At 43.2% G+C, this 15,858-nt stretch carries 17 protein-coding genes and 1 riboswitch; of the genes, 3 read left to right on the forward strand and 14 right to left on the reverse strand.

All coding sequences use genetic code 11. The features are described from left to right. Nucleotides 1-37: 37 nt before the first annotated feature. Nucleotides 38-913 (reverse strand): anti-sigma-V factor RsiV, encoded by an 876-nt coding sequence (rsiV, locus tag AC58U0_RS13620; RefSeq protein ID WP_497379533.1) that lies wholly within the window; start codon nt 911-913, stop codon nt 38-40. A 1-nt stretch (nt 914) separates the two neighbouring features. Beyond that, nucleotides 915-1,418, reverse strand: a complete 504-nt coding sequence (gene sigV, locus AC58U0_RS13625) for an RNA polymerase sigma factor SigV (protein ID WP_497379713.1) — start codon at nt 1,416-1,418, stop codon at nt 915-917. 205 nt (nt 1,419-1,623) lie between these two features. Between sigV and xerS the strand changes: the two genes are divergently transcribed. Further along, nucleotides 1,624-2,706: a tyrosine recombinase XerS gene (gene xerS / locus AC58U0_RS13630; RefSeq protein ID WP_497379534.1), complete on the forward strand. Its 1,083-nt coding sequence runs from the start codon at nt 1,624-1,626 to the stop codon at nt 2,704-2,706. 3 nt (nt 2,707-2,709) lie between these two features. On the opposite strand, the gene mgrA is transcribed toward xerS, so the two are convergent. The 9 genes from mgrA to AC58U0_RS13675 form a co-directional block, all read right to left on the reverse strand. Beyond that, nucleotides 2,710-3,699, reverse strand: coding sequence for an L-glyceraldehyde 3-phosphate reductase (gene mgrA, locus AC58U0_RS13635; protein ID WP_497379535.1), 990 nt, complete (start codon nt 3,697-3,699; stop codon nt 2,710-2,712). A gap of 528 nt (nt 3,700-4,227) precedes the next feature. Further along, nucleotides 4,228-5,256 (reverse strand): phosphotransferase, encoded by a 1,029-nt coding sequence (locus tag AC58U0_RS13640; protein ID WP_497379536.1) that lies wholly within the window; start codon nt 5,254-5,256, stop codon nt 4,228-4,230. Nucleotides 5,257-5,280: 24 nt separating this feature from the next. Then, entirely contained in the window at nt 5,281-5,787 is a 507-nt protein-coding gene (locus tag AC58U0_RS13645) for a hypothetical protein (RefSeq protein WP_057301484.1), read from the reverse strand. 147 nt (nt 5,788-5,934) lie between these two features. Continuing rightward, nucleotides 5,935-6,528: a ribonuclease H-like YkuK family protein gene (locus AC58U0_RS13650; RefSeq protein ID WP_497379537.1), complete on the reverse strand. Its 594-nt coding sequence runs from the start codon at nt 6,526-6,528 to the stop codon at nt 5,935-5,937. Between the two features lie 106 nt (nt 6,529-6,634). Continuing rightward, complete coding sequence (locus tag AC58U0_RS13655) at nt 6,635-7,588, reverse strand: C40 family peptidase (protein ID WP_497379538.1); 954 nt, start codon at nt 7,586-7,588, stop codon at nt 6,635-6,637. Nucleotides 7,589-7,753: 165 nt separating this feature from the next. Continuing rightward, a riboswitch (cyclic di-GMP riboswitch) is annotated at nt 7,754-7,841 on the reverse strand. Nucleotides 7,842-7,960: 119 nt separating this feature from the next. Further along, entirely contained in the window at nt 7,961-8,254 is a 294-nt protein-coding gene (locus AC58U0_RS13660) for a hypothetical protein (RefSeq protein WP_497379539.1), read from the reverse strand. A 70-nt stretch (nt 8,255-8,324) separates the two neighbouring features. Beyond that, complete coding sequence (locus AC58U0_RS13665) at nt 8,325-10,628, reverse strand: thiamine pyrophosphate-dependent enzyme (protein ID WP_497379540.1); 2,304 nt, start codon at nt 10,626-10,628, stop codon at nt 8,325-8,327. A gap of 34 nt (nt 10,629-10,662) precedes the next feature. Beyond that, on the reverse strand, nt 10,663-11,673 hold the full coding sequence (locus AC58U0_RS13670; protein WP_029195292.1) for a 2-oxoacid:acceptor oxidoreductase family protein: 1,011 nt from the start codon (nt 11,671-11,673) through the stop codon (nt 10,663-10,665). A gap of 113 nt (nt 11,674-11,786) precedes the next feature. After that, entirely contained in the window at nt 11,787-11,963 is a 177-nt protein-coding gene (locus AC58U0_RS13675) for a hypothetical protein (RefSeq protein ID WP_497379541.1), read from the reverse strand. Nucleotides 11,964-12,177: 214 nt separating this feature from the next. Here AC58U0_RS13675 and AC58U0_RS13680 point away from each other — a divergent pair, with 214 nt between their 5' ends. Together AC58U0_RS13680 and AC58U0_RS13685 are read left to right on the forward strand one after the other, a co-directional pair. Beyond that, nucleotides 12,178-13,425: an ATP-binding protein gene (locus AC58U0_RS13680; RefSeq protein ID WP_497379542.1), complete on the forward strand. Its 1,248-nt coding sequence runs from the start codon at nt 12,178-12,180 to the stop codon at nt 13,423-13,425. 89 nt (nt 13,426-13,514) lie between these two features. After that, on the forward strand, nt 13,515-13,913 hold the full coding sequence (locus tag AC58U0_RS13685; protein WP_057301490.1) for a hypothetical protein: 399 nt from the start codon (nt 13,515-13,517) through the stop codon (nt 13,911-13,913). A 91-nt stretch (nt 13,914-14,004) separates the two neighbouring features. Here the strand turns inward: AC58U0_RS13685 and AC58U0_RS13690 are convergent, their stop codons facing one another. The 3 genes from AC58U0_RS13690 to AC58U0_RS13700 all read right to left on the reverse strand — a co-directional run bounded on the left by AC58U0_RS13690 (nt 14,005) and on the right by AC58U0_RS13700 (nt 15,755). Next, nucleotides 14,005-14,487, reverse strand: a complete 483-nt coding sequence (locus AC58U0_RS13690) for a low molecular weight protein-tyrosine-phosphatase (RefSeq protein WP_497379543.1) — start codon at nt 14,485-14,487, stop codon at nt 14,005-14,007. Continuing rightward, the gene (locus AC58U0_RS13695; RefSeq protein WP_497379544.1) at nt 14,484-15,218 is read right to left on the reverse strand and encodes a phosphonate ABC transporter ATP-binding protein; all 735 of its coding nucleotides are present in this window, start codon (nt 15,216-15,218) and stop codon (nt 14,484-14,486) included. The genes AC58U0_RS13690 and AC58U0_RS13695 overlap by 4 nt, the downstream gene beginning before the upstream one ends. A 147-nt stretch (nt 15,219-15,365) precedes the next feature. Beyond that, nucleotides 15,366-15,755 (reverse strand): YlbF/YmcA family competence regulator, encoded by a 390-nt coding sequence (locus tag AC58U0_RS13700; protein ID WP_060645408.1) that lies wholly within the window; start codon nt 15,753-15,755, stop codon nt 15,366-15,368. Between the last annotated feature and the right edge of the window lie 103 nt (nt 15,756-15,858).

Genomic DNA, 15,858 nt, shown 5'->3' on the forward strand with positions numbered 1-15,858 from the left:
ACCCGATTAATTTTAGTAAATGTTCCTTTTTTTATTCCTAATGAATATATTCGCCTTCCATCGTCAAAACATCAGACAGCACAGGAGTTGGAATGATAAACTCGACAACGCCCATATAACCGGGAGACACCTCGTATTTTTGGAAAGAGACAACGAGTTGACCATTCGTATTGATGTAGTAGTTTTGATCTTTCGTGATGGTTTTGAAGTAGAAATTCACCTCGTTAGAAACACCCTCAACCCAATAAATCTTCTGCGGATCCCGCTTCATCTGCTCCTTCATTTGTTCCTTAATATTTTCACTAATAATATGGATATAGTCATCATTTTTAAATAAACTTGGCAAAGTGATCAGCAATTGTTTCTTTTTGTCGATTGTGTCGTATTTAAATGTTGTTGAGGAGGATCCGACTGTATTTACCACGTATCTTCCAACGGAAAGGATGTGATCGTTATCGGTTTTAATGACATAACCGCTATCAACACCTAAATGACCGCCGCCATTTTGCTTCAAACTTTCCATTTCAGAGATGAAATCCGTATATAACTTCTTGCCTTCTTCCAGATATTTATTATTCAGAGTATCTTCTAACGTTTTATTATCCAAATTCGTGATTACAGGTACTTCTAGATTAGCTTTAAAGGTTCCATCATTGAACTTATATTCTCTAAAAGTTAACACCTTCACAAGGTCGCCAACGAGAGGCACCTCAGATAAAGCCTGGGCTAAAGTAGAATTAGTATTGATACCTGCGACAAATAAAATAGCCGCCGCTGCTACTGCAAATCCCCATTTAACATTGCTTTTTCTTTTCTTATTTTGCTTAATAGCTTGGTTTACGATAAAATCCAGTTCTTTTGGAATCGGAATATCCATATAGTGTTGTTTCATTTGTTCCATTTTCTCATTCATTTTAGTTGACCTCCTCTAGCTTATCATCAATCATTTTTATCCGGAGTAATCGGAGGGCTTGATACAATCGCGTCTTAATCGTACTGCTGTTTTCTTGTAAAACCTCGGCGATTTCATCAATCTTCATATCCTCAAAAAATCTTAGTACGATCACACTTCGATAGATTGCGGGCAAATCATCCAGTGCCCTTTCCAGATCAATATTGGTGTAGGTATCTTCACTGCCCTGAGCATACGATTCCATCGTGTTTTCATCAACGACTTGAATTTTCTTATGCTTCCTCAAGAAATCCAATGAAGTATTTACAACAATCCTGTAAAACCAACTCTTTATGGATGCGGTATCTTTCAGAGAGCTAGCTGAAGCAAAAGCCTTATGTATGGCGTCCTGAACGACATCGAGGGCATCTTCCGAATTTTTCACGTAACTGTAAGCTAATCGATAGACATTTTCTTTATGTTCCGTAATACATGCAATCAGTAATTTTTCTAACTTGCCATTCATCGTCATGAGATTAAAAGACGCTCCTTTTTCTACGCGCGCATAAGATTTGGTCTTGTATGAGCTAGGACGTGCGAGTGCGTAGAATAGTTTGGTACACTACATAATAGCACAGGGTCGTATGCTCCGAATCGACCTTCTTCTACCAATTTCCCTCACCCACTGCTATACTAACAGCAAGAAGAAGCTAGTGAGGTGACATTTACCTATGAACATCATTAAAGTCAAAGATCGCCTTGAATTAGAAAAAAGAATCCCTACCATGCCATGGTATATTGAGAAATTCATCAATTATAAGCTGCCTGACCTCTCTCCATCCTCTTTACTTGAGTATGTGCGTGATTACGAAATCTTTCTATCCTGGCTGTTGGCCGAAGGATTAAGTTCTGCTCCCTCTATGAACCAAGTTCCTCTGGAGGACTTGGAGAAATTACATATGGATAGCGTTGACAACTTTCGCATGTTCCTAGCTACTCGTAAAGTTCAGGCTAATGTGAAAACGACGATTAACCGTAAGCTTTCCGCTTTGCGTTCCTTATTCCATTATTTAAGCCAAATTGCCGAGGATGATAATTTCTACCCGCTTCTGAAGCGCAATGTGATGGCCAAAGTGGAGATCAAACGATCGCATAGGCCCAAGGACAGTGCCGCTAAGCTCGAGGGCAAGCTGCTTCAAGAAGAGGAAATAGTTGAGTTTATTGCGTATGTGCAGCATGGCTATGAGCACGATGTAGCTACCAATAAGCAAGCTCTCTACTCCTATGAGCTGAACAAAATAAGAGATACCTGCATCATTACACTCATACTAAATTCGGGGCTCCGTGTATCCGAAGTATTCAATCTAAACGTCGATGATATTGACCTTAAGAAGAAGCTTACCTACGTATATCGCAAAGGTAAGAATGATGACACGTTCAAAACTCCCGTATACTTCCGAAATGAAGCTATTCAAGCTCTAACGGACTATATCACCATCCGCTCAACTCGCTATAAGCCGCTCAAAAAGGAAAAAGCCCTCTTCCTTGCCATCGCTAATGGCAAAAAAGAGGGCGAACGTATGACGAAACGGGCTATCCAAGAACTCGTTATCAAGTACGCTAAGCGCTTCGGCAAGCCCTACTTGTCGGTTCATAAGCTGCGGCACTCGTTCGCCACAGATTATTACTTACAGAATGACTTGTACAAAACTCAAGAGCAGCTCGGACATGCCTCCCCTGAAACAACGCAAATCTATGCGCATCTCACCGATAAAACAATGTCCGAAGCGATTGATAAACGGCTGGAATCCTGAAGGTTACTTCAGGATTTTTTCAATTTTAGCCAATTCTTCTGGCGTGAATGCTAAGTTTTTAAGCGCAGCTACGTTCTCTTCAATTTGAGACACACGACTAGCACCAATCAACGCTGACGTTACTCGCTCGCCGCGGAGAACCCAAGCTAGCGACATTTGCGCCAAGCTTTGGCCGCGACTGCTCGCTATCTCATTGAGTTGATTAATTTGAGCAAGTTTCTCTTCCGTAATATCTTTCGTGTTCAGGAATTGACTCTTCCCACCCGCGCGAGAATCACTTGGCACCCCACTCACGTACTTGTTCGTCAGCAAGCCTTGAGCAAGCGGGCAAAACGCGATGCTGCCTACGCCATACTCATCCAGCACATCCTGCAGGCCATTCTCAATCCAACGATTCAGCATGCTGTAGGAAGGTTGATGAATCAGCAGCGGTGTACCCAGACCTTTCAGAATGGTTACCGCTTCCTTCGTTTGCTCTGCTGTATAATTGGATAGACCTATGTATAACGCTTTACCTTGGCGAACAATTAAATCCAGTGCAGCCATTGTCTCTTCGAATGGCGTATTCGGATCCGGTCTGTGTGAATAGAAAATATCTACGTATTCTAATCCCATTCTTTTCAAACTTTGATCCAAGCTGGATACTAGATATTTCTTGGAGCCCCACTCTCCATAAGGACCTTCCCACATGTGGTAACCAGCCTTAGTTGAGATGATCAACTCATCGCGGTACGCGGCCAAGTCGCTTTTCAACACCTTACCGAACATTTCCTCAGCTGACCCTGGTGGCGGCCCGTAGTTATTAGCCAAATCAAAATGGGTAATCCCTAAATCAAAAGAGCGAAGCAGCATAGCCCTTCCATTCTCATGGAGATCTAATCCACCGAAATTGTGCCACAATCCTAATGAAATAGCCGGGAGCTTAAGCCCTGATTTACCTGTACGATTATATTTCATTTCTGCATAACGCGTTGAGCTTGCTTGATAGACCATTGTTGTCCTCCTAAATGTTTTCGTAGAAAACTTACTTCGTAAGCATCCACCAAAGTTTCACCAGTAACTGGCTTCTTAAGTACTAGTATAGGTTAACTGAAGCAACAAAAAAAGAACTGAAAAAAACGTGTCTTACTTACCTCAAGGTTAGTTATGCATTTATTTTACCAACAATCAGAAATAAAACTGCCGAATCTCTTCGACAGTTTTTTCAAATTTATTTACATTTGCCACAACCACAATGACAGTTACGTTTTGATTTGTGAGCCATTTTTGCTTTTGATTTCACTGCGGGCTTTGCGCTTCCGCGTAATCCACCACACCGCAGACAATCCGCAATACATTGATTGCGCCCAACTACAAATAATCGATTACACACATTACGACAAAACCTACCACAGTTAGGCGCAGCGAGAACATTCCCCAGATAAACACCTTTAGGCATACCTAAACACCACCTTTTCAATTGGTGCTATATGGTATTCCAACTAGCGAACTATCGCTTGTACGATTACCCCCATCTTCATGCTATTTGAGCAAAGTATGCACAAGCTCCGAGCCATTCATTTGCAGCCACTTCGTTTTGTCAAACGTGTTATGAATAATATCAACGAGTACGCCTTGAGCATCCACACCATCCAAGTATCTCCCCAAAAAATGGATAAATACATCCAACCGTCGAAGCTCGATTAGAAGAGGCAGCAGCGCAATTTCTTCCTCTCGTAAATCAATCGATTGGCCATACCCCTTATAAAAGGCTGTACAATTACGTCGCAGTTCTTCTGTAGGTAGAGTGGGATCGATTAGATCTGATAAGCAGACAGCCAGCTCCATCACTCGAACATCTCTAGTTACGAACTCAAAATCGAGTACGGCCGTAATATGTCCATCGGCATTAACCAGCATATTAGATCCATTGATATCACCATGAACGAGTTGATGTGGAAGCTTTCTAAGATTAGGAATAGCCTTATAAAAAGCAGCAAATCGTCCAAATATATAGGAAAGCTCATCGCTCTGCATCCTGAATGGTTCTAGTGGATGAAGACAGAACTTTTGAATCGCATCTGGCGTGCAGCGAGGATGGATATGTTCAATTTCATAATAAGGTGGGTAGACAGGTTCAAGTTCCATGGAAATCGCAGCCAGAGCAGATGACAGGTTTCCGACAGCTTCTCCGAATTGCAGCAGTTGCTGCGTATTCCCCCAAGTGGGGTTGCAGCCATCTGTGTACGTAAATAAGGCAGCCAATTTGCCTTCCCTAGCGTCTAATCGGACAACAGTCCCCCCAGTTGGGAGCTCCACTGGCACAGGTACACGAAATGGAAGTTTATCTTTTTCTTTATCTAGAGCCAATAGAACACTATGCTCGAACATAATTTTGTCCATGTCACGATGAGTTTCGTACAATCGAAGAACATAAGAAGTACCTTCCACGTCTACGAACCGAGTTGTATTATTCATACCTCCCGCGCCAACACGCATGGACCATGTTTGAGTAGGAAACCAGTAGGTTGGCAGTGAGGTTAATTGCTCCTCTTGATCTTTGACACGCATAATTGCATTCCTCAACTCCTCTTCCTAAACCTGATTGTCACCTTCTACCGCAAATTCAAAATCCTCAACGTCATAAGCTTCAACTGGAATCCCCGCTTGAACCATACGTTCAATGAAATCTAACTGGTCAGTTAACAGAGCAGCCTGTTCTTTGATCGCTGTCAGAATTAATTCGGTTTCAATGGGGTCGAAATTGTCCCCATACTCCTCATTGTCAATCGCATATACAACCACCAAGGTGACATGCTCATTTATTGGTAAAGGAGGGCTTTTCCGCCAAGGAACAGTTAATGCTTTTTCAATTTTTTTCTTATTAAAAGATTCCTCGAAGAAAGCAATCAGCTCACCAATCATTTGCTTCACGAAGCCATCGTCTTCTTCCTCTAACATGATCGGCTCACTGCCTGTCTGAAGCTCGTATAACTCCTGAATGCTGGTATAAGGTATCACATAAGTAACAGGCTGTTCTGGCAGCATTAACTGACCATGCACAGCTAGCATAACGGCTTCGATAATAAAAGTTTTGCTCATCTTGTTCTCCCCTTTCTCTCTAACCTTATAGAAGCATTATTTCGCTAAGAAGCTGAGGAATCCTCTTTTCGATACCTTCTCAACCAAACAAAACCGTCAGTTCCTATGATCGAGGAGACCACATCGAACTAACGGTTTCTATATCTCTTATAGGATGCCATCGATGACCTCACGATTCTCATAAATTGGCTGATACGGCTTCTTCGAAAAACGGTTGGCATAAGCCGAAGCTACATAACAATCCGGTTTAATAACAGGAACCATGCCGACGGATTCCACTCTCCTTACCATCTCTTGGACGAATTTAGCCGTCCGGTTCTTATTCTCATCGTCACCTGCATCGATATGAATAAACATATCAAAGGAAGCACCTTGATACAGATGTGGAAGAAGGATGTTTTCCATATCCTGTCGCTTAGACTCATCAAAATACATCGCAATCTCTTCACTCAGAGCAGTTTCCATCGAAAGTTTTTCTCTAATCGAATGCAGGGCCCGATGAACGATGACTTGACGATAACACGCCCACGCTCCTTTTCCTAACCGCTGGATAACTACACCAGTAATGAATTTCGTATGACCTTGGTGTACCTGACAATCCGTACCAATAATAAATTTGTAGGTTGCTACGGGGTCGTGACGCATGAAATGGAGAATGCGCTCGTGTACGGTATCTAGGTTTAATCCTCTTTCCGTTGTGTTCCGAAATTCCAGTGGATGGGTCGTCGTCAAAGGTTTCAAAGATAAGGTTCTTCCTTTCTTCTTAGAATGAGGAAGAAGCGGATGCTGAAGCTGCATCCGCCCCTATCTATAGTATATGGCAAATTTCCTCTGATCGAACCATCACTTAGCGTAAAACACGGCCGCCGTACAAAAATCGATTTTCCCATTGCTTCCCAGCGATCGTATCCATACGAACACCGCCGGATTCGATCGAATACGTATGCAGCATATTCCCATTTCCTAAATATAGTCCAACATGCGTGATCGGTTCTGTAAGAACGTTTACGTTATCATAATCTGATGCTTTACTCCCTTTGTAGCTGCTGAAGAACATCAGATCTCCACGTTTCAAGCTTGTCCACTCCTTACTAACAGGACCTAACGATTTAACATAGTTGCCTTGTGCTTGTGAATCGCTAGGTACGGATAATCGTAGAGCATCCCAGAACATCGTTTGAATGAAATCCGAGCAATCGAAGGTCGTGGTATCGTTGCGTTCCGAACCAAATTCATAAGGAGTGCCTAAGTAAACTTTACCAGCTGCAATAACGGCTTCAATTTCTTCGGCGAGAGGCAGATTGGGTTTGATGACGGAGAAATCAGTGCTTATGTATTTACTATTTGTGCTTATATAACCGCTAATTCCATTGGCATCTTGGATTTGGTACCAACTATCGTTGACTTTTTCTTTAACAAGGACGTCTTCCCCTTTACTAAGCATCCGAATAACCTTGGAGCCGGGTTCGGAAGCTGGAAGTGTGCGAAAGTTTACGCCATAAATGATTTCCGCATTGCTAATTATTTTTATGTATTTGCTATTCGTCGAAACATAACCGCTTACACCCTGCGCATCTTTGATTTTATACCAATTCGTCGTTGCAAAGTCCGTGACGGTGACAATTTCGTTTGTTTTCAATAAACGTATAACATTACTTGAAGTACTAGCTTGATCTCTGAAACTTACCCCCGAAACAATTTGGGCCTTCGTCGTTATCCCCTCATCTGCCTGAATAGCTGCCGGGACTACAAGAGTAAGCGCTAAAACTAGCATACCAAGAACTATCGTCCATTTTCTCATCGTCATACCTCCATAGGTTGATATCGCTCTAGCTGTATTTGAGTTACGTAAAAACCGAACTGACGAAATGGATACTTTGAACCTGACACCTCCTCTTCATCGTAAAAAGGATGACCCGTATGCCTCAACTGGGTCATCCTCTTCTTGTAGAAGGGTCCCATCGCATTCGACAGCTGGCTAGCACTCTGCCTTAGGCACGAGAGCCCCTGTAGCTTTGCGTCCCAAGCTTTCGCTCGGTTTGCCATTTCGTTGTGATGTTAATTTTTTCATTCGCATCCTTATTATAGTTTGAGCGGGTCCTTCACGAATATAGGCGAAAGGTTGCGTTTGTTGTCGAAATCATAGTGGCTGGGTACCTATTGACGCTATGGTTTATTTTTCCGGTTTACGGACTTCCGGTTTTCGTGTAAGAGGCCAAAACACTTGCAAATTAGGGTCATTTTTCAACTTCACATTGCAGAGCTTCATTTCCCCTTCCTCAAGCTCAGTCACATGCCAAGCATCCGTCTCCATTCCCCCAATGCTGTGTAGAAAAGCAGGAAACTGCTGCTCAGCCTCTTCTAAATCCGGCCAAAATTTAACGCCATAATAGGCTAAACCGTAGTGATTGACTTGTGTACATGTGAAAATCTGTTGCGATATTTTGTGCTGCAGTACATAGGGCATCTTTCATTCCTCCGATAAAAAGGCACGTTCACCATCATGGTGAATGTGCCTTCATTTTTATGATGACGACTTATAAATAAGCATTCTCATGCTTAGCTTTTAACATATTCCAACGACGTTCAACTTCCGTTTCGAACGATTTCAGGGAACCCTCATATTCAGGCTTCGTCATATGCTTCGTTTTCCCCATCGTCTTGAGCCAATCCGACAGTGGAATCTTCTTGCTCTTATCCTCCGGATTATACGTGATGGACGTAACCCCGTGCTCTACTTCATAGAGCGGGAAGAAGCAGGAATCTACCGCAGCTCCGACGATATTGGAGCCTTCCTGGTCATCCGACAACCAGTTGAGTGGACAAGCAATGAGAATTTTCCCATATACCAATCCTTCATTTTGGGCGTACCATTGTGCTTTCGCGGCTTTCTTCACAAGATCCTGCGGATACGCTTCCGACCCCGTAAATACATACGGAATATGGGTAGCAGCCATAATTTGGGCTGTATCCTTGTGATGGAACACTTTACCACCCTGATGCTTCCCAACGTTCGAAGTCGATGTGCGATGACCCATTGGCGTCGAGTAAGACAACTGCGCACCTGTATTCATGTATCCCTCGTTATCGTACTCGAGGATAATCATTTTATGATTGCGCAAAGCCGCTCCGATCGCCGGCCCCATCCCAATATCCATTCCGCCGTCACCAGTGATCATCACGAAGGTGAAATCGTCCTTCAAACCCAAATGGTCGAGTTCGCCACGACGCTTGCGCTCCCAGAACATCTCCACAACGCCTGAGAGGGTCGCTGCACCGTTCTGGAACAGATTATGAATATACGTCGCTTTGTGAGCCGAATACGGATAACCTGTCGTTACAACCATGGCACAGCCTGTATGGAAGATCGAGACAATATCGCCTTCAATCCCCTTGAAAAATAGCTCCAAGCCAGAGAAAATGCCGCAGCCTGGACATGCGCCATGCCCCGGAGCAATACGCTTCGGTTTCTTCGTTAATGCTCGTAAAGGCGGGATACGAACATTCAGCTTACCCGTGTTCTCATCCGGCGTTACCGTGATGAGTCCCGTCTTCAAATCCTCATACTTCATCGGCGTCAACACCCGCTTCGGCGCTTTCGAAGGATCACCTGGCGTGTGGCCATAGTAATCGAAGGGAACCTCCACCTTGCCGCTTTGTACAGCGTCAATGGCAAATTGGAACAAATTATGCCCGTCTTCGGCATAAAAGTCCTTGCCACCTAAGCCGTAGATTCGGCTTATGACAAGCGTATCTCTGTTCCCATGTGTGAACAGCGCCGCTTTAATTTCGTTGACCATATTGCCGCCATGGCCGCCATAGGAATCCGCGCGATCGCCAACGGTGATCGCCTTCACATTCTGCAAAGCTTCAGCGATCTGCTTTGCTGGGAATGGACGGATGATATTCGGCGCGATCGATCCGGCTTTTATGCCCTTCTCGCGGAGCTGGTCAACAACGTCTTTGATGATTTCGGAAGCCGAATTCATCAAGAACACGGCAACTTCCGCGTCCTCCATCCGATATAGCTCAAGAATCGGATAATCACGGCCTGTCAGCTCAGCGTATTCCTGCCGGATGCGGTCATAAACACCTTCAGCGTTATACATGGCCATGGACTGCTGGTAGCAGTTATTAATATAATCCGGCTCATTCATATAAGGACCTACGGTAATCGGATTATTACGATCTAGCGTATCCGGGAAGCCCTGTGGCTTCTCTCCAATGAAAGCATGCACATCCTCACGATGCGCGAACGTTTGCACTCTGCGCTTTTGGTGGGACGTAAAATATCCGTCCGAAGCAACCAAAACCGGCAAACGAACTTCCGGATCTTCAGCCAGCTTTAAAGCTATGATATTCATGTCATAGACCGCTTGAGGGTCCCGACACATCACAATCGGCCATCCCGTATTTAAAGCATAGTACAAGTCAGAGTGATCCCCATGAATATTTAGCGGTCCGGATACGGAGCGGCATACCAAATTCATCACCATGGGAAAGCGTGTCCCGGATTGTACCGGCATTTGTTCCAACATATACAAATAACCGTTGGCGCTTGTCGCGTTAAATACGCGGCCGCCAGCAGTTGAAGCGCCATAACATATGCCTGCCGAACCATGTTCACCGTCTGCCGGAATGAGCACGATGTCATGCTGTCCATTGGACTTCATAAGATCTAGAAATTGGGCAACCTCCGTAGATGGAGATATTGGAAAATATCCCATAACATGATAATTAATTTGATGAGCCGCATATGCCGCCATCTCGTTACCTGATTCATATACAATGCGCTGTTCGACCTTGGCTTGCCCTAATTCCTTCTTGATATCAATGGACATGCGAGTAGTTCCACCCTTCTCCCATAAATACTCTCTAAGAGTTTACAGCTAGATTGAATCGATGCGGCATGCGATTTAAATCCGCATAACCATCTTCTTCCCGCTCATTAGTGAGCGCTTCGGTCGGACAAGCCTGTACACATTTAAGGCAGCCTTTGCAATATTGATAGTCGATCCCCTGTAAGAACATTTGAGGCCGCCCCTTCTTGTCGGGGAGTTCATCCCAAACGAAACAGAAATCCGGACAAACATTATCGCAGGAAGCACAGTGAATACATTTATCTTCATGGAAATGCGGCATCATTCCCGCACGTGAAATGCTTAAATCTTTCAGAATACTGTTCCCAGGGTTCGTTATGACACCACCAATGGACTGCGTTTCATAGCCAAGCACTGGCGTATCGAAACGCACGAAATCGGGCATCGTCTCTCCTTCTGGAAGCGCATACGTTTGGAACTTAACTTCATTGTAACCGCGGTCAAAAGTTCGTAAGGCAGGTGCAACTGCAAGCGGATATTTCTTTTCCAACGATTTACGAATAACGCCTCTCATGACATCTGGATCAAGGAAATCACACAACCGGAACAGCGCGCCAAGCATCGCCATGTTCACACGGTTCTTCTCCTCAAGTGAGATTCCAATTGCATCGATAACGGCAATGGTACCGCCCCGGAGCTTCATCTTTTCCTTCAACTCATCCGGTGTTTTTGTCGAATTCACAAGTACTGTACTATCTTCGTAGATGCCACTGATAACGTTTACAGTTTTGGAGAGTGATTCGTGAAAAACACCGACAACATGCGGTCGTTCGACCGGTGAAGTATCCCGAATTCTCGTATCCATGTCACAAAACCTTATATGTGCTTTCACTGCCGATCCTTTCTTCTCTGAACCATAGGAAGAAAAGCTAACTCCGTTCAAACCCACCCCAACGACTCCCGCTTCCGCCAGCATCTTACCTGCTAGATTTGCGCCGAGTCCACCGATGGATTCCAGTCTAATCTCAAAAAAACCGAGATCGTTCAATTTAGGTAAAGTTACCATGCCAGGTCTCCTTTCAAAAATGAACTGCATAAAGAATGAATAGTATGAATAGTAAATCTACTCTCATTGTAACAAGAAATCTCTGGTAATCAACCTTTTTTTGAAGGGTTCATTTATAGCAAATAATCGATTATGAGGCCGCACCCTCCTAAATAGTAACTTTTCGGCCCTGAATTCTCATCTTGAGTAGAATTATCTTTCTCGGCTTCCTCACAATCCTCACATACGTCCACATAATCATCATCAATCGGATTAAAGACAACACCGCAAACCTGTGAGCACGCTCGCATCCTCATCTCTCCTTGTTTGACAACCAACCCAGATTGTAAACGCTTGCATCTTCGTGTTCCTTTATTATACAGCGGTTTATAGGAATAACACCATAAGTCTTTATCAAATCTTTAGCATTCGAAATGCCCCAATTCTCTTGATAAGGTCAGTTTATGTGAGATAATGTAGAAATAATAAAGATACTGTCGGACAGCGGAAAGGATGGCATTTCATATGCTCCATTCAATCATTTCCAATGAACTACATGGTCTCTTCTACATCATGAGTGCTATATTAATCCATCTAGTTCTTACCCCTATTTTCATTTACAAAGAATATCAGCGTAGATTTCTATTCGCAATTGTTTTAATCGTACTCATCTTTTTGTACTGGAAATTTGAAGACATTGATCCCTTAATTTATTCCCTCCATTTGTTTCCAATCAGCTTGATTGCAGTAATTCTGTTTGTCGGATTTATCCCAGCTTTTATTACCTGGACCTTATTTAACATAGGCTGTATGGTCGTCCTGAATTACTACTGGCAACCCGCTCTAATCAGCAGTGCTGTTTTACTATTAGGTGGATTTCTCATCAGAAATACTACAAATCAACCTACACTTAAGATGAAATTAACTTATGCAACGAGTATGCTGCTCGTGTACGAAGTATTGTATGCTCTTATGATGCTGTACATACAATCTCCTATTACTTTGTATGCTGCATACACCGTAATTTTTTCCTTTTTCTGTCTATGGATGATTACATACTTACAATTTTTCGTGAAAAAACATGAGGTTCACAAACAGAGACTTGTCGCATTGGAAAAGGATCGAATGCTCGGACAGTTCGCTGCCACCATTTCTCATGAAATACGTAATCCTCTCACATCAACAAGGGGCTTCCTACAGTTGCTGGACCAGAAAGAGCTATCCTTCAACGATCACAAACGTTATGTCGACCTTGCGTTGTCGGGTGTGGATCAAGCGAATGCCATCCTGGGTGATTACTTAAACTATGCCAAGCCGTCATCTAACTTACAGGAACAATTAGAACTCAAAGAAGAGATAGAAGCTATGCTGCGTTTCATCACGCCATTTGCTGCAGATCACCAGGTTGCTATCCATATTAGTCATGAAAATGAAGATCCCCTATACATCCTAGGAGAATCCAAAAAGCTGCGCCAATGTTTGATGAATCTTGTTAAGAATGCGATTGAGTCCATGCCTAATGGCGGTAAAATTTCATTAAGCACCTGTAAACTGCCTAATGCCGTACAAATTTCTATTTCTGATACTGGTGTCGGAATGAGTAAACAGCAATTAAATTCGCTCGGTATGCCCTTCTATACAACCAAAGAACAAGGGACTGGACTTGGGCTCGTCGTGGTCATGAGTATTATCAAAATGATGAACGGAAAAATCTCTTTCTCCAGTCATTTAAACCAAGGCACGCAATGCTCCATTTTATTTCAGCAAAAGTGAGCATCCAACGCTCTCCATTAACAACCTTGATGATCTGTGCTATTCTGTTAAGACAAGCAATCACCATGATTGGTTAGGAGGGCTTTACTATGAATTCAGATTTCATTCCGATAAAATCACTTGAGGGCGACTTGAAAATGTCGCATAAGAAGAGGGATTTCGGTCTTACCGTCTCATCCAAAGAGCTGATCCTTCACAAACCTCACATTAATTATTATTTCAAGTTGGAACATATAATTAGCATTATTCCATACGATCATTCTGCTCTCAAAGCCGTCACCTTCGTAAACTTGCGATCAGCTAATCGAGAATTCACCCATGCAGCTCCCGGTTCTGATTACTTCCGCATTTATGTCCAAGCAGCTACCGTCCATAACCGCAGCGGGCTGTTCGAAATTGGGCCAACCGATATCATCATTCCCATCCATCCGAGTATGCTCAAAGCCATATCTGAATATATGCAGCGCATCGGAATAACGATATTTTAGACCTCCTCCACAACAAAAAAGCAAAGGTGAAAAGAAAAGAATCTTTTCTCGCCCTTGCTTTTTTCATTTCATAAGAGATCATTTACAGATTTTACAAATTCTCTTTCTCGACAATAAAGGCTAGTAAGCGTTCGCAGCTCTCCTCTACCATCTCATACACCTCTTGAAAGTTACCCGTGTAATAAGGGTCTGGAACATCTTTATCGGTGCGATCAGGTGCAAAATCTAGCAATTTATAAATGGCAGCTCGTTTCTCACCTTCTACTAACGCAGGCGCAAACGTTGCCAGATTCGTTACATTACTCTGATCCATCGCGATGATATATGTATATTGTACAAAGTCATCGGACCTAACTTGCCTTGCTATTAGACCCTCATGATTAATCTGATACTGATCTAATATATCCCTAGTTCCTTGATGTGGCGGATGTCCAATGTGCCAATCTCCGGTTCCGGCAGAATCAATAGCAATTACAGCATCTAAACCCGCTTTTTTAACCTGATGACGAAAAACGGCTTCTGCCATGGGAGAACGGCATATATTTCCTAAGCAAACGAATAAGACCTGGATCATACTTCACCAAAGATGAGCTTTTTTTCACGCATGGTGAGTGACCTAGCCGGGATATCCAGCACAATTTTACCTTCAGAAAGTCCCCAAATACGCGTGGCATATCTCTCCGCTAGTTCAACTTGGTGCAGCGTAGCAATGACGCTCATATTTCGATCTTTGCAAAGCGATTTCAAATCCTGCAAGATATATTCCGTTGATTTAGGATCAAGGCCAGATACAGGTTCATCGGCGACAAGTACCTTTGGTCCAAGTATTAGCGCTTTAGCAATAGCAACACGCTGCTGCTCGCCGCCGCTTAGTTGACCAACTTTCTTCTCACCCTTATCAAGCAACCCCACTTTTTCTAAATAATCCATGCTGTCCACGTGCTCATCTCTTGAAGTCATGCCAGTCAAAATACGCAAAGGTGTTTGATAGACGCGGCCCATCATGACATTCTTGACAGCGCTTTTATTTCGATTCAAAGCAGGCTTTTCTTCAAGAAATGCGAAATCTCTACCTAATTTGAAGCGTTCGAATGGACCTGGCTTCGATATATCAATGGAGTTATAGATCAGCTGACCGCTTGTCCATTTCTCTTGATGACTGATGCAGCGCAGTAACGTGGTTTTCCCGCTACCACTGCCACCAATAACCGCAATGAATTCGCCTTCATCAACTTGAAAGCTCACTTGTGAAAGTACCTGATTGTCCGGAGGATATACTTTACTTAAATTACGAACTGTAAGCATGACAATGTCTCCTTCGAGTAAGTCTTCTTCCGTCTTTCTGATAGAAAGACTCATTTCATAAGTTGCACTTTTGGGAAAAAATCGCCACTCATTTCAAGCGGTAAGCCTGAGTAGAGGGCGATTTTCTATTTCCCAAAGGATGTTATCTTAATCGCAAGATGTTGGAGCTTCCGCCGTGCCTGCTTCTACATTAATTTTATCCGAAATCGTGTCACGAATGACCGACATAACTAGCTGCAATAAATAGTTGATATCATCTTGAGTTTGCTTGAATTCATTCACAATCGGAATCTCATCTAATTGATCCTGCAGTACTTCAATCTCATTCTCAATTTTCTCAATCATTTTAGCATTTTGGAAAGTCTCGAAAGCAACGACTTCCTTCTGTTTCTTTTTGATCGCACTAATTAGAACCTGGATATCAGGATTCGTAGCGATTTGCTTCTCAGCCTTTTGATAAAACTGTACCTCATTCGAAGTCGTTAACAATTCAGCCAATTCCTTGGCTTTGGTTAAAATATCTTCGCGTACGATCATTTCCGTATTTGTAAACTCCTCTACTTTAAAAGCATGAGGCTGATTATCGTTATGATTATGATCACATTGGGACACTTCTAAACACGCTCCTATCTATTTCACC

The sequence above is a fragment of the Paenibacillus sp. J31P190 genome (assembly GCF_059692075.1).